Source organism: Streptomyces sp. SLBN-118, assembly GCF_006715635.1.
Taxonomy (GTDB): domain Bacteria; phylum Actinomycetota; class Actinomycetes; order Streptomycetales; family Streptomycetaceae; genus Streptomyces.
On record NZ_VFNP01000001.1, the window covers coordinates 1,600,995 to 1,625,519 of the forward strand.

26 protein-coding genes are annotated in these 24,525 nt (G+C 69.7%); 14 read left to right on the forward strand and 12 right to left on the reverse strand.

The annotated features are described in order from the left end of the window. Nucleotides 1-165: 165 nt before the first annotated feature. On the forward strand, nucleotides 166-1,788 hold the full coding sequence (gene aceB / locus FBY35_RS07200; RefSeq protein WP_142212974.1) for a malate synthase A: 1,623 nt from the start codon (nucleotides 166-168) through the stop codon (nucleotides 1,786-1,788). A gap of 428 nt (nucleotides 1,789-2,216) precedes the next feature. Further along, nucleotides 2,217-3,140 carry a hypothetical protein gene (locus tag FBY35_RS07210; RefSeq protein WP_142212975.1) on the forward strand — a complete coding sequence of 308 codons (924 nt, stop codon included), beginning with the start codon at nucleotides 2,217-2,219 and terminating at the stop codon, nucleotides 3,138-3,140. 41 nt (nucleotides 3,141-3,181) lie between these two features. On the opposite strand, the gene FBY35_RS07215 is transcribed toward FBY35_RS07210, so the two are convergent. Then, on the reverse strand, nucleotides 3,182-4,024 hold the full coding sequence (locus FBY35_RS07215) for a fibronectin type III domain-containing protein (protein WP_399208239.1): 843 nt from the start codon (nucleotides 4,022-4,024) through the stop codon (nucleotides 3,182-3,184). 390 nt (nucleotides 4,025-4,414) lie between these two features. On the opposite strand from FBY35_RS07215, the gene FBY35_RS07220 reads away from it, so the two are divergent. Next, a complete protein-coding gene (locus FBY35_RS07220) occupies nucleotides 4,415-5,218 on the forward strand; it encodes a CAP domain-containing protein (protein ID WP_142212977.1) in 804 nt (267 codons plus the stop codon). A 9-nt stretch (nucleotides 5,219-5,227) separates the two neighbouring features. On the opposite strand, the gene FBY35_RS07225 is transcribed toward FBY35_RS07220, so the two are convergent. The 3 genes from FBY35_RS07225 to FBY35_RS07235 are packed head-to-tail and all read right to left on the reverse strand — an operon-like array spanning nucleotide 5,228 to nucleotide 7,532. After that, on the reverse strand, nucleotides 5,228-6,532 hold the full coding sequence (locus FBY35_RS07225; protein WP_142212978.1) for a HAMP domain-containing sensor histidine kinase: 1,305 nt from the start codon (nucleotides 6,530-6,532) through the stop codon (nucleotides 5,228-5,230). Beyond that, nucleotides 6,529-7,221, reverse strand: coding sequence for a response regulator transcription factor (locus FBY35_RS07230; RefSeq protein ID WP_186356874.1), 693 nt, complete (start codon nucleotides 7,219-7,221; stop codon nucleotides 6,529-6,531). The genes FBY35_RS07225 and FBY35_RS07230 overlap by 4 nt, the downstream gene beginning before the upstream one ends. A gap of 53 nt (nucleotides 7,222-7,274) precedes the next feature. Beyond that, entirely contained in the window at nucleotides 7,275-7,532 is a 258-nt protein-coding gene (locus FBY35_RS07235) for a hypothetical protein (RefSeq protein WP_142212980.1), read from the reverse strand. 82 nt (nucleotides 7,533-7,614) lie between these two features. On the opposite strand from FBY35_RS07235, the gene FBY35_RS07240 reads away from it, so the two are divergent. Next, the gene (locus tag FBY35_RS07240; RefSeq protein WP_142212981.1) at nucleotides 7,615-7,836 is read left to right on the forward strand and encodes a hypothetical protein; all 222 of its coding nucleotides are present in this window, start codon (nucleotides 7,615-7,617) and stop codon (nucleotides 7,834-7,836) included. Nucleotides 7,837-7,952: 116 nt separating this feature from the next. On the opposite strand, the gene FBY35_RS07245 is transcribed toward FBY35_RS07240, so the two are convergent. After that, entirely contained in the window at nucleotides 7,953-10,538 is a 2,586-nt protein-coding gene (locus FBY35_RS07245; protein WP_142212982.1) for a hypothetical protein, read from the reverse strand. A gap of 359 nt (nucleotides 10,539-10,897) precedes the next feature. Between FBY35_RS07245 and FBY35_RS07250 the strand changes: the two genes are divergently transcribed. Together FBY35_RS07250 and FBY35_RS07255 are read left to right on the forward strand one after the other, a co-directional pair. Next, entirely contained in the window at nucleotides 10,898-11,314 is a 417-nt protein-coding gene (locus FBY35_RS07250; protein WP_142212983.1) for a hypothetical protein, read from the forward strand. Nucleotides 11,315-11,565: 251 nt separating this feature from the next. After that, complete coding sequence (locus FBY35_RS07255; RefSeq protein WP_142212984.1) at nucleotides 11,566-11,973, forward strand: hypothetical protein; 408 nt, start codon at nucleotides 11,566-11,568, stop codon at nucleotides 11,971-11,973. Between the two features lie 254 nt (nucleotides 11,974-12,227). Here the strand turns inward: FBY35_RS07255 and FBY35_RS07265 are convergent, their stop codons facing one another. Beyond that, nucleotides 12,228-13,757 (reverse strand): SDR family oxidoreductase, encoded by a 1,530-nt coding sequence (locus FBY35_RS07265; RefSeq protein WP_142212985.1) that lies wholly within the window; start codon nucleotides 13,755-13,757, stop codon nucleotides 12,228-12,230. 278 nt (nucleotides 13,758-14,035) lie between these two features. Here FBY35_RS07265 and FBY35_RS07270 point away from each other — a divergent pair, with 278 nt between their 5' ends. The 6 genes from FBY35_RS07270 (at nucleotide 14,036) to FBY35_RS07290 (ending at nucleotide 17,010) form a co-directional block, all read left to right on the forward strand. Further along, complete coding sequence (locus tag FBY35_RS07270; RefSeq protein WP_399208240.1) at nucleotides 14,036-14,170, forward strand: hypothetical protein; 135 nt, start codon at nucleotides 14,036-14,038, stop codon at nucleotides 14,168-14,170. Nucleotides 14,171-14,254: 84 nt separating this feature from the next. Further along, nucleotides 14,255-14,422 (forward strand): 3'-5' exoribonuclease, encoded by a 168-nt coding sequence (locus FBY35_RS07275; protein WP_260848546.1) that lies wholly within the window; start codon nucleotides 14,255-14,257, stop codon nucleotides 14,420-14,422. 29 nt (nucleotides 14,423-14,451) lie between these two features. Beyond that, nucleotides 14,452-15,279, forward strand: a complete 828-nt coding sequence (locus FBY35_RS07280; RefSeq protein ID WP_142214949.1) for a chitosanase — start codon at nucleotides 14,452-14,454, stop codon at nucleotides 15,277-15,279. Nucleotides 15,280-15,300: 21 nt separating this feature from the next. After that, nucleotides 15,301-15,684 carry a hypothetical protein gene (locus tag FBY35_RS36990; RefSeq protein ID WP_260848547.1) on the forward strand — a complete coding sequence of 128 codons (384 nt, stop codon included), beginning with the start codon at nucleotides 15,301-15,303 and terminating at the stop codon, nucleotides 15,682-15,684. A 72-nt stretch (nucleotides 15,685-15,756) separates the two neighbouring features. Then, nucleotides 15,757-16,017, forward strand: a complete 261-nt coding sequence (locus tag FBY35_RS36995) for a hypothetical protein (protein ID WP_260848548.1) — start codon at nucleotides 15,757-15,759, stop codon at nucleotides 16,015-16,017. 135 nt (nucleotides 16,018-16,152) lie between these two features. Next, nucleotides 16,153-17,010 carry a chitosanase gene (locus FBY35_RS07290; protein WP_142212986.1) on the forward strand — a complete coding sequence of 286 codons (858 nt, stop codon included), beginning with the start codon at nucleotides 16,153-16,155 and terminating at the stop codon, nucleotides 17,008-17,010. A 390-nt stretch (nucleotides 17,011-17,400) separates the two neighbouring features. On the opposite strand, the gene FBY35_RS07295 is transcribed toward FBY35_RS07290, so the two are convergent. The 6 genes from FBY35_RS07295 to FBY35_RS07320 all read right to left on the reverse strand — a co-directional run bounded on the left by FBY35_RS07295 (nucleotide 17,401) and on the right by FBY35_RS07320 (nucleotide 22,138). Then, nucleotides 17,401-18,777, reverse strand: a complete 1,377-nt coding sequence (locus FBY35_RS07295) for an 8-oxoguanine deaminase (protein WP_142212987.1) — start codon at nucleotides 18,775-18,777, stop codon at nucleotides 17,401-17,403. A gap of 148 nt (nucleotides 18,778-18,925) precedes the next feature. Next, the gene (gene pucL, locus FBY35_RS07300) at nucleotides 18,926-19,849 is read right to left on the reverse strand and encodes a factor-independent urate hydroxylase (RefSeq protein ID WP_142212988.1); all 924 of its coding nucleotides are present in this window, start codon (nucleotides 19,847-19,849) and stop codon (nucleotides 18,926-18,928) included. A gap of 5 nt (nucleotides 19,850-19,854) precedes the next feature. Further along, a complete protein-coding gene (uraH, locus tag FBY35_RS07305) occupies nucleotides 19,855-20,259 on the reverse strand; it encodes a hydroxyisourate hydrolase (RefSeq protein ID WP_142212989.1) in 405 nt (134 codons plus the stop codon). Continuing rightward, nucleotides 20,256-20,768, reverse strand: a complete 513-nt coding sequence (uraD, locus tag FBY35_RS07310; protein WP_142212990.1) for a 2-oxo-4-hydroxy-4-carboxy-5-ureidoimidazoline decarboxylase — start codon at nucleotides 20,766-20,768, stop codon at nucleotides 20,256-20,258. Before uraD ends, uraH begins: the two co-directional genes overlap by 4 nt. Nucleotides 20,769-21,494: 726 nt before the next feature. Then, nucleotides 21,495-21,893: a helix-turn-helix domain-containing protein gene (locus FBY35_RS07315; RefSeq protein WP_142212991.1), complete on the reverse strand. Its 399-nt coding sequence runs from the start codon at nucleotides 21,891-21,893 to the stop codon at nucleotides 21,495-21,497. Then, the gene (locus FBY35_RS07320; RefSeq protein ID WP_142214950.1) at nucleotides 21,890-22,138 is read right to left on the reverse strand and encodes a hypothetical protein; all 249 of its coding nucleotides are present in this window, start codon (nucleotides 22,136-22,138) and stop codon (nucleotides 21,890-21,892) included. The genes FBY35_RS07315 and FBY35_RS07320 overlap by 4 nt, the downstream gene beginning before the upstream one ends. Before the next feature lie 168 nt (nucleotides 22,139-22,306). Here FBY35_RS07320 and FBY35_RS07325 point away from each other — a divergent pair, with 168 nt between their 5' ends. Further along, nucleotides 22,307-23,365, forward strand: coding sequence for a lytic transglycosylase domain-containing protein (locus tag FBY35_RS07325; protein ID WP_142212992.1), 1,059 nt, complete (start codon nucleotides 22,307-22,309; stop codon nucleotides 23,363-23,365). A gap of 57 nt (nucleotides 23,366-23,422) precedes the next feature. Further along, the gene (locus tag FBY35_RS07330) at nucleotides 23,423-24,505 is read left to right on the forward strand and encodes an RNA polymerase sigma factor (RefSeq protein WP_142212993.1); all 1,083 of its coding nucleotides are present in this window, start codon (nucleotides 23,423-23,425) and stop codon (nucleotides 24,503-24,505) included. Nucleotides 24,506-24,525 lie beyond the last annotated feature (20 nt).

Consider the following 24,525-nt stretch of genomic DNA (forward strand, 5'->3'; position numbering starts at 1 on the left):
AACAAACCATTGAACTTCCACCATGAGGAAACTACTATCCACTGGTCAGAAGCGCCCGACACCCAGACGGCGCCCGCGACCGCACCTCGGCTCTTGCGGCACCGAGTGCCGTATCAGCACGCCCGGCGGCCGTCGGGCACCGCCCGCTGAAGGAAGTGACAGCTCATGTCCGCACCAGCGCCGTCCCCGCTGGCCATCGTCGAAGCCGAGCCCCTGCCCCGGCAGGAAGAGGTTCTCACCGACGCGGCCCTCGCCTTCGTGGCTGAGCTGCACCGGCGGTTCACGCCGCGGCGTGACGAGCTTCTCGCCCGCCGCGCCGAGCGCCGCGCCGAGATCGCCCGTACTTCCACCCTGGACTTCCTCCCGGAGACCGCCGCGATCCGCGCGGACGACTCCTGGAAGGTCGCTCCGGCCCCCGCGGCGCTGAACGACCGCCGGGTGGAGATCACCGGACCCACCGACCGCAAGATGACCATCAACGCCCTGAACTCGGGCGCCAGGGTCTGGCTCGCCGACTTCGAGGACGCCTCGGCCCCCACCTGGGAGAACGTCGTCCTCGGCCAGCGCAATCTGATCGACGCCTACGAGCGGAAGATCGACTTCACCGACCCGGCGTCCGGGAAGACTTACGCTCTGCGGCCGAACGATGAACTCGCGACCGTCGTGATGCGCCCGCGCGGCTGGCACCTCGAAGAGCGCCACCTGCAGTTCGAGGGCCGCCCGGTCCCGGGCGCACTGGTCGACTTCGGCCTGTACTTCTTCCACAACGCGCAGCGCCTGATCGACCTCGGCAAGGGCCCGTACTTCTACCTCCCGAAGACGGAGTCGTACCTGGAGGCCCGGCTCTGGAACGACATCTTCGTGTTCGCGCAGAACTACGTCGGCATCCCGCAGGGCACCGTCCGCGCGACCGTCCTGATCGAGACGATCACGGCGGCGTACGAGATGGAGGAGATCCTCTACGAACTCCGTGACCACGCGGCCGGGCTCAACGCCGGCCGCTGGGACTACCTCTTCTCCATCGTCAAGAACTTCCGTGACGGCGGCGCGAAGTTCGTGCTCCCGGACCGCAACGCGGTGACGATGACCGCCCCGTTCATGCGCGCGTACACCGAACTCCTCGTCCGCACCTGCCACAAGCGCGGCGCCCACGCCATCGGCGGCATGGCGGCCTTCATCCCGTCCCGCCGCGACGCCGAGGTCAACAAGGTCGCCTTCGAGAAGGTCAAGGCCGACAAGGACCGCGAGGCGGCCGACGGCTTCGACGGCTCCTGGGTCGCCCACCCCGACCTGGTCCCGATCGCGCTGGCCTCCTTCGACGCGGTGCTGGGCGAGAAGCCCAACCAGAAGGACCGACTGCGCGAGGATGTCTCGGTGGCGCCGGGCGACCTGATCGCCATCGACTCCCTGGACGCCAGGCCCACGTACGAGGGTCTGCGCAACGCCGTCCAGGTCGGCATCCGCTACATCGAGGCATGGCTGCGCGGCCTCGGCGCGGTCGCGATCTTCAACCTGATGGAGGACGCGGCGACCGCGGAGATCTCCCGCTCCCAGATCTGGCAGTGGATCAACGCGGGCGTGGTCTTCGAGAACGGCGAGCTCGCCACCCCGGAGCTGGCCCGCAAGGTCGCGGCACAGGAACTGGCGGCGATCCGCGCGGAGATCGGCGAGGAGGCGTTCGCGGCGGGCAAGTGGCAGCAGGCCCACGACCTACTGCTGCGCGTCTCCCTGGACGCCGACTACGCGGACTTCCTGACGCTGCCCGCGTACGAGCAGCTGACCGGCTGACGTCTGCCGTTTCTGTTGGACTCCGCCCCCGGTACCGCACAGCGCACAGCACCGGGGGCGTCGTGGGCCCACGCGTACTGTGCGGCAGCGAACTGCGACGGCGGCCCGGTACGTCTCATCTCGTGCCACTCCGGCTACGCCGCGCCGAACTCCGTGGAACTCCCTCTCGCCCAGAGGGTGGCCAACGACCTTGGGGTGCCGGTGTACGCACCGACCAACAAGGTTGGAACATCGCCCGACCTGGGCCCCGGGCAGACGCCTCAGATTGGCAACAACGGCTACTGGCGAATATTTCTTGCCAATGGCCGAATAGCGGAACGATCAACGGAGACACAATGATCAAGCGAGTGGGGTTCTTTCGCGAATTCGAGCCTCAGGACGCGGACCTCTCCGCTCCGTCGATTCATGATGCTGTTCGACCGCATGGGATGGATGACGAGTCCGGAATCCTGGCGTACCTTTCATCGGGGACCGAGATCTTCAGCGCCATGGGGGCGGAACGGGATGTCGTTACGGGCGACGAGTGGATTCCGGGAGCCGGATCACTCGTCACCGACGGCACTTGGATGTGGCCGATCGAACTACACCATTACGTGAAGCGGTACCACGCAGAATTGCCGGAAGATTTCCTCGCGACAATGCGCTCCACGCGCTACACCGCTCCGGCAGTGTCACGCGACCGCGTCGAGGAGATCGTTCGGGATGTTTTCGGTGGACTTCCCTTCGCCACTGGGGCAGGCGGCAAGGAAGGCGCGGACGGTTTCTTCTCCTGGTACCTGTCCTATCTGACCTCACAGAGCAGCAGCCGGCTGCTGGAGAGTCTGGAGGCGGCAGGGCTGAAGGCTCGTCATCCCCTCACCGGTGACATCTCCCTGTTCCGTACGGGGAAAGACGGTGGAGACGCCCGGCTTGTGCGGGACTCGGGGGACCTGGCCGACGTTCTCGCCGATCCCGGTCACGGCGAGGTCGCGCTCCACCTCTGGTTCGCTTCGGACACCTTCACGATTCTCCGGGTGCGACGGCTGGATGACGAGACGACCGTTGTCGTCCACGAGCTCAGTGACCTGCAGGAGCCGGAGCGTGAGCAGGTGGTGGCGGCGCTGGTGCAAACGCTCGACCAACTCCGTGACTCATGCCGTGGGTTCGTGCTCGACCGCGCTGGGCTCAGCCCGCACGTCGCCTGGGACTCGGTGATCTGCGAGGGCGCGTCACCGACCGCGCCTCTCCCCGACAGCGTCGCGGTCGACGCGACCCGCTTCGCGCAGCTTTCCGGGTTCGACACCATGACACGCACCACCTACGGACACCTGGCGGTCTTTAGCCGGAGGTCTACGGAGGGGGCACGACCGTAGCGTCGGTGCCCAGATGTCACCAACACGCTGGCCACAGCACCTCAACGGACCACGACCGTGCGCTGCGCCGAGAAGTCACCCCACTTGCCGTCCGGCAGCTGGGCCCGGAGCTTGATGCTGTAGCGGGTGCCCGGCTTGTCCGTGACGGTGATCGTGTACGCCGCCGTCCCGGCGGGCGGCTGGGCACCCCAGACGATGGTCGTGGCCAACTTCCCGTTCAGGAACAGCTGATGCTCCTTGACCGGACCACCGGTCTGCGGTGGCGTCCAGCTCAGGTCGATGTTCCCCTTGCGGGCAGTCGCCTTGAGATCGGTGGGTGCCGTGCTGCGCCCCTTTCCCGGCGCCGACACCGTGGTCAGGTCCACGGCGTTGCTGTCCGGTGAGGAGTTGTCGGCGGCGTCACGTGCCCGCACGGTAAAGGTGTAGACGGTGCCCGGCCGCAGCCCGGTGACGCGGGCCGTGGTCTCGGTGCCGCTCACGCTGTGGATGCGGGAGTCCTCCTGGTAGATGTCGTACGAGGCGACGCCGACGTCGTCCGCGGCACGCGCCCAGGACAGGCTGGCCTCGCGGCTTCCCACGACCCGGCCGCGCAGCTTGAGTGGCCGCGAGGGCGTCTTGTGGTCCTCCGGCGTGGGGGCCGGGGTGGTGACGGGCACGGCGGTACTCGGATCGGAAAGATTCCCTGCGGCATCGCGCGCCCGGACGGTGAAGCTGTATGAGGTCCGAGGGCTCAGCCGGTCGATGTCGACCATGTGTCTGGTGGCGGGCAGGGTCTTGACCCTAGCGCCCTGCTGGAACACCTCGTAGCCGGTGACGGCCTTGTTGTCGGTGGCCTGCTCCCACATGACGTGCACGGACGTGGCGCTGCCTGCTTGAGCCGTCACCCCAGCGGGAGGCGACGGGTTCTCGGTGTCTCTGTTCTCGCCGCCGCAGGCAGCCACCAGGAGGACAGCGGCGCAGGCCAACGCGGTGAGTGTGGGGGGACGTTGCACAGTCGGACCTCCGCGGTCGACGCAATGGTCCAGACCTATATGCCATAGGCGGCGCCTGCCCACAAGAGGGTGCGCCCGCGCGCAAGCCGCCCGGCAATGCCCAGATACCCGTCGTGAGTCTTAGGGCTTTCTTATGGCTTCTTGAAGAAGCCCTCCCCCGGGGCCTTTTGACGCACGGATCGGCCTACGCTCTCGTCAACCCCCCACCGTGATCCCGGTGGGCGCGCTGCGTCTGCCGGGATCCCGCTTGCTCAGCCGTCTTCCTTCCGAGGTGTTGCACGTATGGGTTCCCGAAGAGCCGCCAGCCACCAGCCCCGCTCTCACGCCCGCCCCAAGAGCGGGATGCGGGCGCGCACCGTCGTTCTGGCGCTGGGTGCGATCACCGTCACGACGGGCGTCGGTGTCACCCTTGCCACCGGCGGCGGCCACGGAGGCGACGCAGGCCGGGTCACAACCGATGCCGCCGGTGACCTTCCCGTACCGGTTGACGGCCAGGCCGCCGCGGGCAGTGCGTCGCCCCTCGCCTCCCCATCAGCGATACCCAGCGCAACCGCCTCACCGACCCCGAGCGTCAAGGCTTCCGCCAAGCCGAAGCGGACGGCGAGTCCGACCGCCGCCCCGAAGGTGCAGAGCAAGAGCGGGAGCAGCACCGGTGGTTCGAGTCGGCCTACCGTACGGTCGGGCGGCGACGGCGGGTCGTCGAACGGCGCCGAGGCGCAGGTTCTCTCCCTGGTCAACAAGGAGCGTGCGGCGGCAGGTTGTTCTCCGCTGACCTCGAACGCGAAGCTCACCAAGGCCGCGGACGACTACAGCGACGTCATGGCCGACTCAGGCGTGATGTCCCACACCGGGCCCGACGGATCGACGATGGCCGGCCGCGTCGAGGCGGCCGGATACGCCTGGTCCACGCTGGGCGAGAACATAGCCCAGGGGCAGTCCGACGCCGCGGCCGTCATGGACGCGTGGATGAACAGCCCCGGCCACCGCGCCAACATCCTCAACTGCTCCTTCAAGGAGATAGGCATCGGCGTGCACTTCGGGGACGGTGGCCCCTGGTGGACGCAGGACTTCGGCGCAAGCCGGTAGCGGGAGCGGCTACCGCTCCTCGCCCGCCAGCCCGAACGACACCCGCACCCGGGCCCCGCCCATCGCGGCGCGGGTGATCTCCAGCTCTCCGCCCGCCGCCTGGGCCGCACGCGCAACGATGTCCAGGCCGAGGCCCGTGGAGCCGCCGACGCTGACGCCCCGGGTGAGCGCGGCCCCCGGGTCGGCGACGCCGGGGCCCGCGTCCTCCACCGTGAGCAGCACATGCCGGCCGGTGCGCTCCACGCGCACGGCGAACGCAGTGCCCTGCGGAGTGTGCCGGAAAACGTTCCCGATCAGCGCGTCCACGACCGCGGCGAGCTCGTCCTCGGGGAACCGTACGGGCGTCCGGCGCGGCGTGAAGGAGCGTTCATACAGCCGCTCCTGCTGGGTGGCGAGCACCGACCAGAAGTCGAGCCGCATCGCCACCACCTCGGTGACCTCGCAGGGTTGCGCCACAAGCGCCCCGTTCGCGGGGCCGGCGGCCAGCGGGGTTCGGGCGGCGGTGATGATCGAGTCCAGTTCGCTCTCCAGCTGCGCGACGGCCTCCGTGATCCGCCGGGCTCCCGGTGAACCACCCAGCAGGTCGGCCTCCAGGTACAGCGCTGTGAGCGGGGTCCTGAGCCGGTGCGAGAGGTCGGCGACCATCTCGCGCTCGATGGCGAGCAGTTCCACGACCCTGTCGGCCATGGTGTTGAACGCGGCCCCGGCTTCCTGCAGCTCCGGCGGACCGTCCGGGTCCACCCGTACGTCGAGGTCCCCCGACCCCAGGGCCAGTGACGCACGCTTCAGGCTCCGGGAAGAGCGGACGACCCGGGCGCCCAGCCGGTCGGCGACCAGCACCGAGCCTCCCACCAGGCCGAGCGCGAGCAGCGACATGACGCCCCACGAGGCCCACACGCCCCGGGTCAGATCCCCGGCGGGCACGTACGCCTCGACGACCGCCACCCGGTTCTCCGCGAGTACGACAGGCTGGAGATAGACCCATCCCTCGGCGGTGTCGAGCACCAGCGTCTCCCGTTTGCCCACCGCGCGGCTCAGCGCTTCCTGCGGTGCATGCAGGGTGCCGACGAGCCCGCCGTCCGGGAGCCGTACGGCGAGCCGGTCGTCCGAGCCCAGGCCCGAGACCGCCTGCTGCACGTCGGCGGGTCTGGTGGTCAGGGCGAGCACGGGCGAGAGCGCGGCCGCCCGCTGCTCGGCGGCGGTGGTCACCCGGTCCCGGGCCTGTTCGCGTACGAGCAGGGCGAGCGGGACGAGAAATGACAGCGCGACCATCAGGGTCGCGGCGAGGGAGATCCCTGCGAGGGCGCGTCTCATGACGGCGGCGCGACCAGCTTGATCCCGATACCGCGCACGGTGTGCAGATAGCGCGGATCCGCGGCCTTTTCGCCCAGCTTCCTGCGCAGCGCCGAGAGGTGGACGTCAACCGTCTGGTCCTCGAGATAGGGCTGCTGCCATACCTCGGCGAGTATCCGCTTCCGGGATATGACCTGGTCGGCGTTGTGCGCCAGGTAGGCGAGCAGGTCGAACTCCCGCCGGGTCAGGGAGAGTTCGACGCCGTCCAGGTGTGCGGTCCGGGCGAGCGGGTCGATCCTGAGACCGGAGACCTGGAGGACCGGCTGCCGGTGGCCGTCGTCCGCGGCCGGCCGGGACCGCCGCAGTACGGCCGCGATCCGGGCGGCGAGCTGACCGCCCGAGAAGGGCTTGACCATGTAGTCGTCGGCTCCGGCATTGAGGAGCCTGATGACCTCGGTGTCGTCGTCGCGGGCCGTGGCGACGAGTACGGGTACGCGTGAAATGCCCCGGATCATCCGCAGCACGTCGAGACCGTCCAGGTCGGGCAGCCCGAGGTCCAGCACGACGATGTCGGGCGGGCCCTGGGTGATCTGCCGCAGCGCCTCGAAACCCTGGTGAGCGGTCTTCACCGCGTACCCGTGTCCGGTGAGGACCTCGATCAGCGCGGCCCGGATGACTGGGTCGTCCTCGACGACAAGTACGGAGGCCATGAGCAGGCACGTTAGCGGGTCCGCCAAGATGGTGTCGTGTCCCGGTACCTGCGCTACGTGCTCATCTGGCTGTCCTGTACGGCTGCCAGCGTCACGGCCGTCATGATCACGGTCCATTTCGTGGTGGGTTCGACCAGACCGACGGCTCCGGTCGCGCAGTCTGCGGCAAAGGACTTCGCGGCGGACCCGCCGCGGGCTTCGGCGACTCCCAGCGCCTCCCCGAGCCCCGAGCCCACCCCGAGCCCGTCCAAGCCCAGGCCGACGCCGCCCCGGAAGACCGAAAGACCTCGTACGGCGTCACCGATCCCCACGGCCCGGACAACTCCCCCGCCGTCACAGGACACGTCCGGGGCGAACTCGGGCGGTGCGGGCTGCGAGGAGGGCGGTTCGGGTGTGCACACCATCACCTCCCAGGGAGGGAAGGCAACGGTGCGCTACGGAAGCGGCGGGGTGTGCCTCATCTCGGCGGTGCCGAACCAGGGCTTCACGGCAAGCACCACACAGAGCGCGCCGGACACCCTGACGGTGACGTTCGCGGGCGACCGGCACCGTTCGGAGATCACGGCGACGACCGTTCCCTCGGACCGGGCCAGCGTGCGAGAGACGTCCTTCTGAGGCGTCGTCGGCGTCCTTCTGAGGCGTCCTGCTGAGGCGACCCGACGCAGGATCGGCCTCGCATGTCTCCTCACGCTCGCACCCGATGGCGTAATCGAACCGAGACCTGCGGCTACCTAGCGGTAACAAGCCACGGCGTGCGAGATTCCGCGTGCCACCGGCCGGCGGCCCCTCACACCCACGCCATACCGCCTGGACTTTGTCGTGCCTCCAGGCGCGGCCGACCGCAGGAGTGTTCCGCCGTGACCGGATTTCGCACCACGCGTGTCTCCCCCCGCTCCCGAAGACGGGCCACCGCCGCGGCCCTCGTACTGCCGCTGGTCTGCACCGCTCTGCTGACCACCGGGGCGGGCTAGTCCGCCGCGAGCCCCGCCTACGGGCCCACCGCAATGTCTCCATGGGCGACAGCTACATCTCCGGCGAGGCCTGATCCACGCCGCGCCGACCGGTAACCACTCGTGTCGCAATACGGCCGGGGCCGGGGCCGCTGGGATGTATCTGTCCCCGCTCTCCTGACGGCACCGACGCCGGTCGACCCGGCCGATCAGCGTCTGCGGGTCTTCTTCGACCGCGGCCTCAAGGGGTCGCTCACCGCGGCGGTGCGACGGGCGGCCGCCGCGATGCCCGGATCGACGCTCACCGAGATGGGCCAGCACCCGATGCGCCCTGTTGGCGTCGGCGTCGGCGAGCGCGGCGATCAGGGCCTGGGGGCCGCCCGGCCACGTGGCGCCGACCTCGTCGAACGCGGTCACCAGGGAGCTCGGGGCGAGCCCGGGTTCAGCCCGGGCATCCACGCCCTGGCACGCGTACAGGTCGTCCAGGACGAGGGCCGCCCGGGCGCTCTGAGGGACCTGCCGTTCATCCGCCTCCCCGCCACGGGCACGCAGCGCCTGGAGGGCGTACGCACCGAGCGCGCGGTCGGCGAGCAGTCTGCGCAGGGCTTCCGGCGGTGCGGTCGCTGTGTCCATCCAGCTGAACAGCGCGCGGGTTGAGCCCGATTCGTCGGTGCCTGGCTTGGTGGCGGCGAGGGGGCCGAGGAGTTCGTCCCATGCCCCGGCGCTGTTCTCGCGGGCGGACAGCCAGTCGGTGACGGCGCGGGTGGCGGCGTCCTGGGGCCAGAGCCGGGCCGCTTCGACGAGGGTGGCCGCGTCCCAGCCGCTGACAGTGTCCCGGTCGGGCGCCGCGACCGCACCGGCCTTCAGCATGTGGCGGACCGCGGCGGCGCCGAGGGGGCTCAGGCCGAAGGCGTCACCGGTCCGGAAGACCGTGCCGGTGGCGGAAAGCCGGTCGACGACCGCGGCGAGCGCCAGGGCGGGAGCGTCGAGCTCCGTCCGGTCCTCCTCGTCCAGGCCGGGGATGCCGAGCAGGTCGGACAGCTCGTGCGGAGCCGGGGTCGTGTACTCGGCCGGGGCACCGCCCGGGACCGGCGCCGGCCTGCTCTCCACGGCCTGGTCGATCAGCCAGTCGCTGTACTCGGCGGCCTTGCGCGCCACCGAATCGGCGGTGCAGCCGCGCTCGTAGAGAGCGTACAGCAGGTGCGCCACGTCGTCGGCGTACTCCCGGTCCAGTGCCGGATCCTCAGTGAGACGGCCGACGGCCGTGGCAAGGATGTCCGCGGCGAGTTCGGTGAGTTCCTGCGGGGTGCCGTCGGCCCAGATTCCGGCGGACGGGCCCGGTGTCGTCAGTATCCCGTCCTGCTGGAGCAGACCACAGGCGACCGCGAGGTGACGCACCTCCTCGTCCACCAGATCCGGCCCGTCGGCGGCCACGGAGAGGAGGGCGGGCAGCGGGGCCTCAAGGAGCAGGCCCCGCACGTCCTGCGGCGCGGGCAGCTCGGGTGGTGGTGGGACCGGGAGACCGGAGTCGCCGTAGTAGCTGAGGTGCTGATCGAGGAGCGCGTCGGCAAGGACGAGGTGGGGCGAGTCCTCGGGGCCGGGTGCGAGATGCGCGTACGGCCCCGAGAAGGCCTCGGACAGTCCCGCGGCCGTCCAACGGTCCATCAGCGTGCCCGCGATACGCCGCATTTCGCCCGGCAGCCCTTCTTCCGGGTCCACGTCCACCGCCTCAAGGGGCAGACCGGGCAGCAGGGGCCCGGCGGGCGATGGATGCTCGATATCGCGGGCGAAGGCCCTCAGCAGGGTCTCGGCCAGGAGGATCTGCGTGAAGACGGTCCGCCCCGTGACGTCCGCCCGCTCCACACCGGCGGGCAGGGCGGGGCGGTCCGCCCGTGGACTGCGGTCATGAGCGTCGAGCCGTCGCAGCACGGCCTCGGGGTCCTCGACCGGTGTTCCGTCGGCCCGCATCAGCGACGCGTACCAGCGCGACCAGGTCAGGTTGGCCGGATCAGCCACGGCCAGCCGGAATTCCGGCTCGGCCTCGTCGATCGCGGCCAGCAGCCGGGCCTGACGCTTCGTGTTCAGCCTGCCCCTGGCTCGTACGAGGTCGGCGAGCGCGCGCAGGACAGCGGGGGCGACGGGCAGCTCGGACTCGGTCACGCAGACCAGGACCGGCACATCCTGGTGAAGGACCTGCCGGACCAGCTCGGGGGTCGGTTCCGGCAGGCCGGTCCGGCGATCCGCGCCTCTGAGGACGAGCAGGGTCAGGACAGCATCGGCGATGCGGGCGGAGGAAGGGCTGCCGAAGGCAGTGGCCTCCTGGAGGAAGAGAGCAAGGCCTACGTCGGGGGTGAGGCTGGTGGTCACATCTCCCAGCGTAGGAAACGGCGCGGGTCCCTGCGGGGTCGTCGGAGATTTGGCACCCGTTCCGGTTACGCACGCTCTGTCTACGAGGCCGACGACCCATCGCCTGGCGGTCAGCCGAGCCAGGCGATGTCCATCACGTACAGCCGTCGGGCGGTGCGTCGCCGACCCAGAAGTCCCCACTACCACGCGGTGATCTCGCCTGCGCCGACCCCCGTCCCTCGCGCCAGGCAGGCGTCGAATCCGCCTTCATCATGCGCACGCCTCAACTCCACACGTCCGCAAAGTAGTTGACAGGTGATCGAGGACGACGCTTTGATCTAGCACTCGTAACGACCCGACACCTACAGGGGGAACGCTTGATGAAGCGCGGAACAATAGCAAAGGCCGGTATGGCTCTCGCGGCGAGCGCCATCATCGTCGGGGGCATGGCGGGCTCGGCCTCCGCAAGCGGAAGCAATGTGACCATCTCCCGGACCTGGGGCACGGCGACCTTCAAGACCTACGGCGACGAGCTGTGGGTGAAGGACCTGTCCGCGGACGGCTACTCCGTGCATGCCAAGATCCAGCGCTGGCAGAAGGTCAACATCGACGCGTGGAGCTGGGTGGATCACCGGACCGGCTGCTACGACACGACCACCAAGAACGACACGACCGACGGCTACTCGTTCTGCGACTACGACCTGACCGAGAATGACACGGTCCGAGTCTGCATCGTCCGCTCGAAGGACGGCGTCCGCTACGGCGACTGGGTCTGCAGCGCCGAGACGAAGGCCTGATTCCTGCGCGCCCTGCGCGCCCTGCGCGCCCCCGCCCGCCCTTGCCGCGTGCGGCCGGCGGGCGTGCTGGGGGCGCGCAGGACACATGGGAGCTTTTCGCCGGGCGTCGGGGCGCAGACGGGGGTTCAGAACAGGCTCCAAAACACGGCCCGATGCCGGGCCCGCCGCGGAGTCCCACTGCAAAGACCTGTGAGGACTCTGCCCGCCCACCTCGGCTGGCGAATGAATGCCGCTGGTCAGATGCTTGAGGCATGCGACTACGACCGAAGGAAAGGAAGTCCGCCCACCACCACGCGCCCGGAACGATAGGCGTGCACATCGAACCCACGCGTGCAGGTGGCCTCGTCTACGAGACGCTGAGCGCGATCTTCGAGCTTGCCCTTGCCCCGCCCGGGGCGGGTCGGATCGTCCCGGACGGCGGCGGCGACGGCCCGGTGGTGTCCGCCTTGCCCTTCGACGTACGCCGACAGCGCCCCCTCCACGAACCGGTCCGGCTCTCCGAAACCGTCCGTGCGCTCGTCTATGGTCGCCCGAAGGACATCAAGCGGCTCGTTCACGGCCTCCAGGAGCACTTCTCAGTGGAGGACACGGGCTCCCGCGAGCCTGATCACGGAGAGCAGGTGCGCGAGCTGGTGATCGGGCCGAATCAGGGCAGCTGACAGCGGACACGAGCAGCGGACTACTGTCCTCGCCCATGACCGAACCTTCCTGCCTGCGCGCCACCCGCGCGTCCTGCGACACCGTCGCCGTCGACTACGCCGAGTTCCTCGGAACCGAGTTCGCCGCCAAGCCCTACGACCGCGCGATGCCGGCCGCGTTCGCCGAGCATCCGCCGCTGATCGGGTCGCAGTCCGGCGGACAGGCAGTGCTGCTGTCCGCACTTGCGACGCAGCGCGCGGACGGGTGCAGCCACTCAGCCGCGAGCCGCGCCCCGGTTGTCAGGTGCGGCAGCGGCATGGTGCGCGGCCCGTGCGATGTTGCGTGCCATGCCGCGGAACACGACAGCGTGGAACGGTGACACGCTCCACCAGTAGAGATGGCCGAGGAGGCCGTGGGGGTGGAACAGGGCGCGCTGTCGGTACCGGCTGTGGCCGTTGCCGTCCGATTCCACGGACATCTCCAGCCAGGCGAGTCCCGGAAGACGCATGTCGGCACGCAGCCGTAGCAGCCGGCCCGGTTCGATCTCCTCCACCCGCCAGAAGTCCAGCGAGTCACCGACCCGCAGCCGGGCCGCGTCGCGGCGGCCACGGCGGAGTCCGACCCCGCCGACGAGCCGGTCGAGCCAGCCCCGCACGGCCCAGGCGAGCGGGAAGGAGTACCAGCCGTTCTTGCCGCCGATGCCTTCGATGACCTGCCACAGCGCCTCCGGTGAGGCGTCCACAGCCAGCGCCCGCCGATCGGTGTACAGGCTGCCTCCCGCCCAGTCGGGGTCTGTGGGCAGGGGATCACTCGGAGCGCCCGGCAGGGAGGCTGAGGACCAGCGGGTAGTGACCTGGGCGTCGCGCACACGCTGAAGAGCCAGCGTGAGGGCCTGGTCGCAGCCGATCGGTGCGCCCGGCGGATCGGGGACGTACTCCGCGATGTCGTGCTCGCGGCAGACGACCTCGTGGCGCAGGGACTCGGCCAGCGGCCGGGCGATAGACGGGGGAACGGGAGTGACAAGGCCGATCCAGAGGCTGGAAAGCCGGGGGGTGAGCATCGGCACGCGCAGGATGAGGCGGTGAGGCAGCCGCGCCACCACGGCGTATCGCCGCATCATCTCCTCGTACGTGATGACATCGGGCCCGCCGATGTCGAACGTCCGGTTCACCGTGTCGGGCATCCGCGCACTGCCCACGAGATAGCGCAGCACGTCCCGGACGGCGATCGGCTGGATGCGGGTGGCGACCCAGCTCGGGGTGACCATGACCGGCAGCCTCTCGGTGAGGTAGCGCAGCATCTCGAAGGACGCGGAACCGGAGCCGATGATGACCGCGGCGCGCAGCACGGTGGTCGGTACGCCCGAGCGCAGGAGGATGGCGCCCACCTCGGCACGCGAGCGCAGATGAGCGGAGAGTTCGCGTTCCGGGACATCGGCCGGGGTCAGTCCACCGAGGTAGACGATGCGTCGTACGCCGGCTGCCCGGGCCTGCTCGGAGAAGAGCCTCGCGGCCTTCCGGTCGGTTGCCTCGAAGCCGGATCCGGAGCCGAGAGCGTGCACGAGGTAGTAGGCGACGTCGATGCCGCGCAGGGCTTCGCCGAGCGAGGCCGCATCGGTCACGTCTCCGCGCACCACCTCCACGTGTTGGGCGCACGGCTGGTCACGCAGCTTCGCCGGCGTCCGGGCCAGGCAACGTACACGGTGCCCCGCATCCAGCAGTTCGGGCACCAGACGGCCACCGATGTAGCCTGTCGCGCCCGTGACCAGACAGTGGGGTTGCTGTGCTCCCTCGCCGCTCGCCATCGGTGTCCTCCGTCAGTGCGTGTCCCGTGCTTCTCACGGTCTCGCGCATCGCTCTCCTCCGCACGGCCGGGAGTCCAGGTCCGTCGCCGCGTCTCCCGGGACGGCCCGTCACCCGGCGAACGGCGCGCTACGGAGGCCTGCCGGCGCCGTGGCCGCCAACGTGGCCCCGGACCAGCACGGCGATCCACACCACCCCGCCCGCAGCCGGGATCCGATCAACTTGACTGTCCCGGAGATCCGACACCTACTGGCCGCCGCTTCAGGTCTCGTACGGGCTGATGGAGCCGGCGGGGGACGACCCGAGCCGGGACGGGATCTTCGGCCCGGTCGTCGCCGTCCCCGAGGACGCGCCGCTCCTGGACCAGGTCATGGGCTTCAGCGGCCGCCGGCCGGACTGGCGGCCGGGCGACTGACCGGGCGGGCGACTGGACCTTTCTGTACTGGTATCGATCCGCTTCACCGGGGCGAGCCCCTTCGGGCACTCCGGATGCCTGGACATGAAGACCCTCTACGCGACCAAGGCGCACCTCCCGCTGCGTGCCGTCGCCAAGGGCACGATGCCGCGCGAGTTGCTCTCCCGTCGGCGGCACACGCACCACGCACTGGACGACGCGATCGAACAGGCGGAGCTGTTCAGTAACCTCATGGCGTGGCCGGGGCGCTGACCCCAGGAAGGGGTTACGCCGTGAAGTCCATGGTCAGAGCGCTGCTCGCGCTGACTCTGATGCCGGTGCTGACGCTCGCCGCCTGCGCGGGCTCCGACGACCACAGGCCCGGCGCTCCCGGTGCCGCCGCTCAAGTCGGTCTCGAAGACCCCGCGAAGAAGGACATCGCCATGCAACTGGTGTCCAGCGCGGAGAACTCCTCGCTGGACTGGAAGGCCCAGTACAAGTACATCGAGGACATCGACGACGGCCGCGGCTACACCGCCGGAATCATCGGCTTCTGCTCCGGCACCGGCGACATGCTCGCCGTCGTCGAGGGTTACACCAGGGCCAGGCCCGGCAATGGCCTGGCGCGCTTCCTGCCCGCGCTGCGCTCGGTCAAGGGCAGCGATTCCCACCAGGGCCTCGGGCAGCCGTTCGCCGACGCGTGGGCACGCGCCGCCGTTTCGGACCCGGCGTTCCGTGCCGCGCAGGACGCCGAGCGGGACCGGCTGTACTTCACGCCCGCGGTGCGCCAGGCCGAGGACGACGGGCTGGGCGCGCTGGGGCAGTTCATCTACTTCGACGCCTATGTGATGCACGGGTCGGTCGACAGCGAGGGGTCGGTCGGCTTCCGCACCATGCGCGAGCAGGCCATGCGGACCGCGAAGCCGCCCGCGAGCGGCGGCGACGAAAAGGCGTATCTGAATGCCTTCCTGGACGCGCGCGTCGACGCGATCGGCCGCGAGCCCTCGCACACCGATACGAGCCGCGTCGAGACGGCCCAGCGGGTTTTCGTCGCCGACGACAACTTCGACCTCGACCCGCCCCTCGAGTGGAAGGTGTACGGCGACAGCTACCGGATCGACGCGGAGTAGGGCTGCGTCGGGCGCAATCGAGTGGGGCCCATCACCCATCTGCGGGCCGACTCGCTGCTCGGCGCAGCCTGCGGTATGGGCATCAAGATGTTCGGCGTGCCCGGCGCATCGCTGCCCGCCGACGAGGCCGAGGCGACGGCCTTCGACCTCGACCTGATCAGCAACAAAGTCTTCTTCGCCAACACGGCGTACGACCACATGGTCATCGAGGAGCTGTTCGCCGAGCTGCCCGACGCACTGGTGAACCCGGCACGGCGCACGTGTGAATGGGGGGAGCGCCTTCCGTTACGGCGACCACATCGCGAAGGTGCAAACCGTGCCGCTCTCGCCGGTCACGTATCTGCCGGTCGATGTGGGGGCGGACGGCGAGGCGTTCCTCAACACCCTCGTGGCAGAGGCTTCTGAGCGCGACCACGTCTTCGAGCTGCAGGTCCAGCTCAATTCCGATCTGGCGCGGATGCCGGTCACGACACCTCGGTGGAGTGGCCCGAGCAGCTCTCGCCGTGGGTGACGGTCGCGACGATCGCCATCCCGCGGCAGGACATCGGCGGCGAGGAGAACCTGGCCGCCGCGGACGGCACGTCGATCGCGCCGTGGCGCACCCGCGAGGACCACCGGCCGATCGGTGAGATCCAGCGGGTCCGCGAGGAGGTGTACCGCCGCTCGTCCATCGAGCGGCACCGCCTCAACGGGCAGCCGCGGGTGGAGCCTTCGGGCAGCGCCGAACTGCTCGGCTGAACTCTCCGGCGGGGCTCCCTGGCCGAGCCCCCCGTCTCAACGTCCGGGCGACGAAGGGGTGTACGACACTTCCAGACTCTGATAGGAAAGCTTCCTAACAGAAGACGGGAACGACGAACTCCCTTTGGAGGCAAGGTGCCCACCCCCCACGTACGCGCCGCACGTCCGCTCAGGTTCCTCCCCCGCATCGCCCTCGGCGTGGCCCTCATCGCCGTGCCCGCGACCGCCGTCGCGGCCACGTCCGACGCGCCAACCGAGGTGTCATCGGCCCCCGCTCCGGCCGCCACCGGCCTCGACGACCCGGCGAAGAAGGAGATCGCCATGCAGATCGTGTCCAGCGCGGAGAACTCCTCGCTGGACTGGAAGGCCCAGTACAAGTACATCGAGGACATCGACGACGGCCGCGGCTACACCGCCGGAATCATCGGCTTCTGCTCCGGCACCGGCGACATGCTGGATCTGGTCGAGCTCTACACCCAACGCAAGCCCGGGAACGTACTGGCCAAGTACCTTCCCGCGCTGCGCGAGGTCGACGGCAGCGACTCGCACGAAGGGCTCGACCCGAACTTCACCAAGGACTGGAAGAAGGCGGCCCAGGACTCGGAGTTCAAGAAGGCCCAGAACGACGAGCGCGACCGGGTCTACTTCAACCCCGCGGTCAAGCGGGGCAAGCAGGACGGCATCGGGGTCCTCGGCCAGTTCATCTACTACGACGCGATCGTGATGCACGGCGACGGCGGCGACTCCACCAGCTTCAGCAGCATCCGCAAGAGGGCGCTGGCCAAGGCCAAGCCCCCGGCTCAGGGCGGCGACGAGAAGACGTATCTGAACGCCTTCCTCGACGCCCGGGTCTGGGCGATGAAGCAGGAGGAGGCGCACGAGGACACCAGCCGGGTCGACACGGCCCAGCGCGTCTTCGTCAGGAAGAACAACTTCAACCTCAACACGCCGCTCGACTGGAAGGTGTACGGCGAGAGCTTCCACATCGACTGACGCGTCGAGTGCTCACGGCAGGGCCGGAGGGCCGGGTGTCCGCGCGGACACCCGGCCCTCCGTGCAGCGTCACGGGGTGGTCACCAGCCCAGCAGGCCGGCGACGATGACGGCTCCGAAGACGACGGTGAGGCCGTCGGCTCGCCCGCGTACATGGCGGCCACATGCTGGAGTCCGCTGGTGAACCTTTTCAGAGGAGGCGGGGTCTCATCGACCGAATGCCTTCCCAGCTGTGAGCCCGGTGCTTCCGGGGTGTGAGGACACGAGTCACCGTCCCGGGGGGTGCGGCACCGTACGCGGTGCCGCACCCCCCGGTCACGGCTGCCATGGACCCCGCTCGGGTCCACGGCCTCCGGTCGAGGGCCGTCCCCCTCGACCGGACTTCTTCTTCTCAGCCCTGCGCGGCGATGCGCGCGAGGCGCTGTGCCTCGTCCCGCGCGGCGCGGGCGATGGCGTCCTCGTCCACCGTGGTCAGGTGGCCCGCCTCGACGACGGTCTTGCCGTTGACGAGGGAGAGCGTCACCGGGGCGGCCGCGCCGAAGACGAGCGCGATCACCGGGTCGGCGATGGAGGAGTGGGCGAGCGTGTCCAGCTTCCACAGCACCAGGTCGGCGAGCTTGCCGGCCTCGATGGAGCCGATCTGGTCGGCGCGGCCGAGGACTTGGGCGCCGCCGTACGTACCGAGGCGCAGGGCCTGACGGGCGTTGAGGGCAGCCTCGCGGTGAGCGCCGAGCCGGTTGATGAGGAGCGCGTTGCGCAGTTCGGTGTGCAGTTCGCCCGACTCGTTGGAGGCGGTGCCGTCGACGCCGAGGCCGACCGGGACGCCCGCCTTCAGCATGTCGGGGACGCGGGCGATGCCCGCGGCGAGGCGTGCGTTGGAGGACGGGCAGTGCGCGACACCCGTGCCCGTACGGGCGAAGGCGGCGATGTCCGAGTCGTTCATGTGCACGCAGTGAGCCATCCACACATCCGCGCCGAGCCAGCCGGTCGACTCGAAGTAGTCGGTGGGGCCCATCCCGAAGAGCTCCTTGCAGAACTCCTCCTCCTCGACGGTCTCCGAGCCGTGCGTGTGCAGCCGTACGCCCTTGCGGCGGGCCAGCTCGGCGCCCTGGCGCATCAGTTCGGTGGAGACGGAGAACGGCGAGCAGGGCGCGACGGCGATCTGCGTCATCGCGTCGAAGGAGGCGTCGTGGTACTTGTCGACGGTCTCCTCGGTGGCGGCGAGCGCGCCGTCGAGGGACTCGACGGCGAAGTCCGGCGGCAGGCCGCCGTCCGACGTGCCACGGTCCATGGAGCCGCGGGCGAGGGTGAAGCGGACACCCATCTGGCTCGCCGCCCCGATGATGGCGCCGGACAGTTCGCCGGAGCCGTGCGGGTAGACGTAGTGGTGGTCCATGGCGGTGGTGACACCGCCGCGGGCCATCATGGCGAGGGAACCCTGAGCGGCCGCGCGCACCATCGGCTCGTCGATCCGCGCCCAGGTCGGGTACAGGGCGACCAGCCAGTTGAACAGGTTGTGGTCGGTGGCCAGGCCCCGGGTGATCCACTGGTAGAAGTGGTGGTGCGTGTTGACCAGGCCGGGGGTGACCAGATGGCCGGTGCCGTCGATGCGCCGGACCACGTTCTCCAGGCCGTCGGGGGCCTTGCCCGCTCCCACGGACTCGATCCGGTTGTCCGCGACGACGACGTAACCCGAGGCGTACTCGGTGTCGTTCGCGTCCACGGTCGCGATGGCACAGTTCTCGATGACGATGCGCGAAGCCGCCATGGCGGGTCCTCGTTCTTCCCATTTGGTGGAACGGACCCGGGGGTCGAGCGGGGTGACGACCGGATCCGCGGTGCTGTTGTCTGCGCAGATGCCCCCGCTCTCCCCCTGGACCTGACGCCGGCGCACGCGTCGGGGGTACGGCGGAGTACTACAGGTTGGTCATGTCGAGAGGGATCTGCGGCTCGATGCCGTCCCGCAGAACCGTGGCCTCGATCAGACCGTAGGGGCGGTCCGCCGCGAAGTAGACCTCGTTGTCGTTCTTCAGCCCGAACGGCTCGAGGTCCACCAGGAAGTGGTGCTTGTTCGGCAGCGAGAAGCGGATCTCGTCGATCTCACTGCGGCTGTTGATGATCCGCGAACCCATTTGGTACAGGGTCTGCTGGAGCGAGAGGGAGTACGTCTCCGCGAAGGCCTGGAGCATGTGCTTCCTGGCCTGCTCGTAGGACTTCTCCCAGTTGGGCATGCGCTCCTCGTCCGAGGACCAGCTGTAGCGCCACCTGGCGGACACCTGGGTCGCGAGGATGCGGTCGTGGGCCTCCTGGAGCGTCGTGTACTTGTCCTTGACGTAGCCCCAGAACTCGGAGTTCGTCGAGTTCATCACGACGAGGTCCTTCAGGCCGGAGATGACCTGCCACGTCTCACCGTCGAAGGTGATCTGGGTGACGCGGGTCTCCTGGCCCTTGCGGACGAAGGAGTGCTTGACCTCGTCGGCCCCGATGAACTTGGAGTTGCTGTCCGATGTCTCGATGCGCTCCCAGGCGTACTCCTCGATGCGGATACGCGCCCGGTGGATCGGCTCCTGGCTGGTCACGAAGTGACGGGCCAGGTGGATGCCGAACTGCTCGGCCGACTCGATGCCGTACTCCTTGGCGAACGCGTACACCGTGTTCTTGGTGGTGTCGGTCGGCAGGACGTTGGCGTTGGAGCCGGAGTAGTGGACGTCGTCCATGTCGCCGGAGAGGGCGACCGAGACATTCAGGTCCTTGATGTGGTGTGTGCCGCCGTCCCGCGTGATCTTGACGACGCGGTTCTCTGCTTTGCCGTACTGGTTCTGGCCGAGAATCGTGGGCATGTCTGCTAGCTCCCTCGGTAAACGGAGTAGCCGAACGGGTTGAGCAGCAGCGGTACGTGGTAGTGCTCGCCCGGCGTGACGGCGAAAGTGATCGTCACCTCGGGGAAAAACGCACCGCTGTCCCTTACGCGGGGGGCGTCCTGCTGCGCCTCGGCTTGCTTCTTGGAACTGTTCTTACTGACGAAGTACGCCTCGGTCTCGAAGTCGAGACGTACGTGGGTGGTGCCCTCCGGCAGGGCCGGCAGGTCCTTGCAGCGCCCGTCCGCGTCGGTCGCGGAGCCGCCGAGCGCCACCCAGCCCGCGCCGGAGCCGCTGCGGGCCGCGAGCGAGACGGCGACGCCCTCGGCGGGGCGCCCGACGCTGGTGTCCAGGATGTGCGTGGACACCGAGGCGGTGGTTTCGGTGCTCATGCGCTCTCTTCCTCTACGAGACGGCTCAGCCGGATACGGTTGATCTTGCCCAGTTCGGCGCGGACGATTTCCCGCTCCTTCTCGGGCGAGTTCCCGATCCGCTCACGGACCGCGTCGCGCATCTGCTCACCGGTCCGGCCGGTGGCGCAGATCAGAAAGACGTGCCCGAACCTGTCCTGGTACGACAGGTTCAGTTCGAGCATCTCGGCCTTGAGCTCCTCGGAGGCCCCGGACATCCCGCTCTGCTCGCGGGAGGAGGTCGGGTCCCCTGGCTTCGGGCGGCCGATCGGCGGGTGCCCGGCCATCGCCTCGGCCAGATCCTCGGCGGTCAGTTCCGCCATGGCGGCGTCGCCGGCGTCGAAGAGGGCCTCCACGGTGGCGTACGGACGCTGGGCGAGCAGCTTGCTCCCCCACGCCGAACTGGCGCACACCTCGTGCAGTGCGGCCAGGGCCGCGCTGTCCTGCGAGGTGTTGAACCGGGCGAGGCCCGGTGTCGAGCCTGAAGTCACGGGAGCCTCCGTGGCTGTCTGTGCGTTGGACTGGCTGCGGACAGCTAACGCCCTCCGGCGACACGACGTCAACACTTTGTTGAAAACTTGGCAACGTGCGAGCCGCCGACGGGGTCAAGCGTTGACATGTCCAGATCACCACGAGGGAGGGGGCGAGGTGCCCACCGGGCGTCGCACGGACGGACATTATGAAATGTCCACCACCCGGCCCGTAAATAGGAACTACCCCTAACGGCCCACACGACACAGCCCTCACGTAACTCGGCATAGACCAAGGCGTTATGTGGATGTCATCGCAAACCGGCGCCCACGAGACGCCGAGCAGGCGGCCGATGCCCACCCCTGCCCCTCGTGAAGATAATGCGCCTTTCGGCATGCCCTCAAAAGGGAGAGAAGTGTTGTGAAAGATATCCTGCTGTGGACGGCCCTGGCCTTCGGTGCGGTGTGCACCGTCCTGGCGGCGCTGTCCCCGCCTCCGGCCAGCCGGATGTGGCGCACGGACCTGCGGGAGCTGGAAAGCCGCCGGCGCATGAGGGCAGTCCTCGCAGCGCAGACCACTTTTCCTGTACAGCCATTGCCCTCGCCGCCGGCGGCCCGCACCATTCCTTCGCCGGACCAGCGAATTGAAGGTGCGCCATTGACCCCGTGCTCATGCCTTGAATGGAAACCGGAAGAGATGCACGCGAATTTGTAGGACGGCCGGCTCCCGGGGAAACCCAACGGCCCCTATGGACCCTCGGCCGGTGTCTTTGTGTCCCGGGACGCATTCTCCCGGTTGAGGTAGTTGTAGACGGTGAATCGGCTGACGCCGAGCGCACCGGCCACCGTCTCCACGCCATGCCGTACCGAGAACGCGCCGCGCGCCTCCAGGGTTCGCACGACCAGCTGCTTGGTCTTGCGGTCCAGCTCGGACAGTGGCATGCCGTGCCGGCGCTCCATGGCGGCCAGGATGTGGTCGAGGGAGTCCGCGAGCTGCGGGAGTCGTACGGCGAGGACCTCCTCGCCCTCCCAGCTGAGCACGACGTCGTCCTCGCGAGCCTCACCAGGTGCGAGCAACTCGCCACCCATGGCGTCCACGAGTGGCTTGACCGCCTCTGCGAGTGCGTGGTCGGCGGGCCCGGTCATGCCTCGCCCTCCACGACGTTGACCTGGAGCGAGACCCGGGTCGCCCCGGTGTCCAGGGCCCTGCGCAGCAGCGCGTCGACCGCGCTCAGCACCGCGTCGGCGCCACCCTCGGCCGTATTGCCGAAGGGGCCCACGTCCACCGTGTCCAGATCCGCGCTCTGGACGACCTCTCGGACGGCCAGCGCGTGGGCCGGCGGCTCGTCCAGGTCGAACGGCTCGGTCGTGAACTCCACTCTCAGTCGCACCATGCCCCCACGTTAGCCGCGCCCTTCGGCGCCGTCGTCGGCCTCCCGGCCCGGACCAGCTCAGGAAAAGCTCCGGAAAAGGTACGACACGTCGCGACGGACGGATGCCGCTGCCGCGTAGAGCAGGTGAACGGGTCGCAGGCAGCGGCACTGGGAGGGGTCTGCATCATGACAGGGCGCAAGCGCAGAGGTGTCCACACGACCGTGGTGGTCACGGCGGCCATGGCGGCACTGACCGCTTCGCAGGCACCGGGAACGGCGGCGCACACGCCGCGCCCGGCGCATGTCCGCCCGGCCCCGCCCGGGCCGAGCGTCTCCGGGGACACCCCGTACCGCACCGAGCTTCCGCCCCTGCGGGCGCGCGCTGCGGCACGCGACGGCGCGAGCAGGAGCGGCACGCCGGCCGGCGGGGCGCTGCCCGCCACCGTCCTGACCGCCTACCGGCAGGCCGAGGACGCGCTCGCGGACAGCACGCCCCAGTGCCGTCTGCGCTGGCAGCTGCTCGCCGCGATCGGGCAGGTCGAATCCGGGCAGGCGCGCGGCGGCCGGGTGCGGGCGGACGGCACGACGCTCGCTCCGATCCTCGGCCCGCGGCTGGACGGCAACGGGTTCGCCGTCATCAGGGACACCGACGGCGGGCGGTACGACGGGGACTTGGCGTACGACCGTGCCGTGGGCCCGATGCAGTTCATCCCGTCGACCTGGGACGTCTGGGGCGCCGACGGCAACGGCGACGGGATCAGCGATCCGGGCAACATCTACGACGCTGCGCTCGCGGCGGGGCGCTACCTGTGCGCGGGCGGCCGCGATCTCTCCTCGGCAGCGGATCTGGACCGCGCGATTCTCGGCTACAACCGCTCCGCCGCGTATCTGCGCACGGTCAGGGCGTGGTTCGCGTACTACCTCGAAGGTCACCGGGTCGTGCCGGACCAGGGGGCTCGACCGGCCGTTCGCCCCCGGTCGAATGTGCCCGGGAAGCCGCGGCCGACCGTGTCCTCTGCGGCGACCGCCCGCCCGGCAGACGCGTCCGCCGCGCCCAACTCCTCGCCCCCGCCCTCTCCTTCGCCCTCGCCGTCGAAGAGCGGCGGCACCGCCACGGAACCCTCGGTGCCGCTGCCCGCGGTCCCGGCACCCGTGGTCGAGCTGCCCGGGCTCGGTGGGCTGACCAGCAACGGAACGGAATCGATGCGCGCCTCCCCCTCCACAAGCCCGGATACCGGGCGGTAATCTCCCCCGCGCCGGGCCTCTGCACCTGCCCGGCGGGGTGAGCGCGAAGGGGCCCTCATGGCGACGGACACAGGCGCGGCCGACGACCGGTGGCAGCGTGCGTGGAGCCACCGCGAGCAACTGCTCAAGGTGGCCAGACGCAGGTCCATGAGCATGGAGGACGCCGAGGACGCCGTACACGAGGCGATGCTGCGCGCCGCCGAGCACCCGGAACTGGACGACGAGCGGCTCGGCGCGTGGCTGACGACGGTGACGATGCGGCTGTGCGTGGACCGTTACCGGCAGGTCAACCGGGAGAGCGAGGTGCGCAGCAGCCCCACGCTTCTGACACCGGTGCCGGTGCCGGTCGAGGAGGCGGTCTGCGACCGCGCCGAGGCTCGGTGGCTGGCCGTACGGAGCGGTGAGCTGCCCGCCCGCCAGGCCGAGGCCCTGTGGCTGAAGTCCGAGGATCTGGATGTCGGCCAGGTCGCCGTGAAGATGGGACTGAGCTACCGGACGGTCGAGTCGCTGCTGGCGCGGGCCCGCAGGACCCTGCGCCATTCCCTTGCCGCCACGCTGGGCGGTGCCCTGTGGCTGATCGGGCACGGCCGGCGGGGCGGTAACGCCCATGCGGTGGCGGTTGCCTCGACGGCGGCGACGCTGGCGGTCGCAGGACTGATCCTGCTGCCGCATGTGCACGAGGATGACGGGCCCGGCTCGCCGCGTCCCGCGTCCCCCGCGGTGTCACAGGCAGGGGACGCGCGGCAGTCGGACGGGGGCACCGCGGGGCCGACCGCGCCCACTCCCACCGAGTCGTCGCCGACCGGTGCGGACGCCGGGCAGCCTTCCGGCGGACCCCTGCTCACGTACCTGCCGGGGGTTTCGCTGCCTCCTCTGCCGCCGCTGCCGCTGACCACTGCGGCCGTACCGGACGTCCCCGAGGTGCTGGACGTCCCGGCCATGCCGGAAATTCCCGTACCCGGCCTGTCCGGACTGCCGTCGACATCCTTGCCATCGGCATCCCTGCCGTCCGCGCCCGGGCCGTCGGCGTCACTGCCGTCGACGTCGCTGCCTCCGCAGGACCCTTCCACCATGGACCTTCCCGCCGGGGACCTTCCCCTGGACGTGACGGACGCCGCGTCGCCCGTTGCACACCCGTAGGAAACCTCCCGGAAAAAATC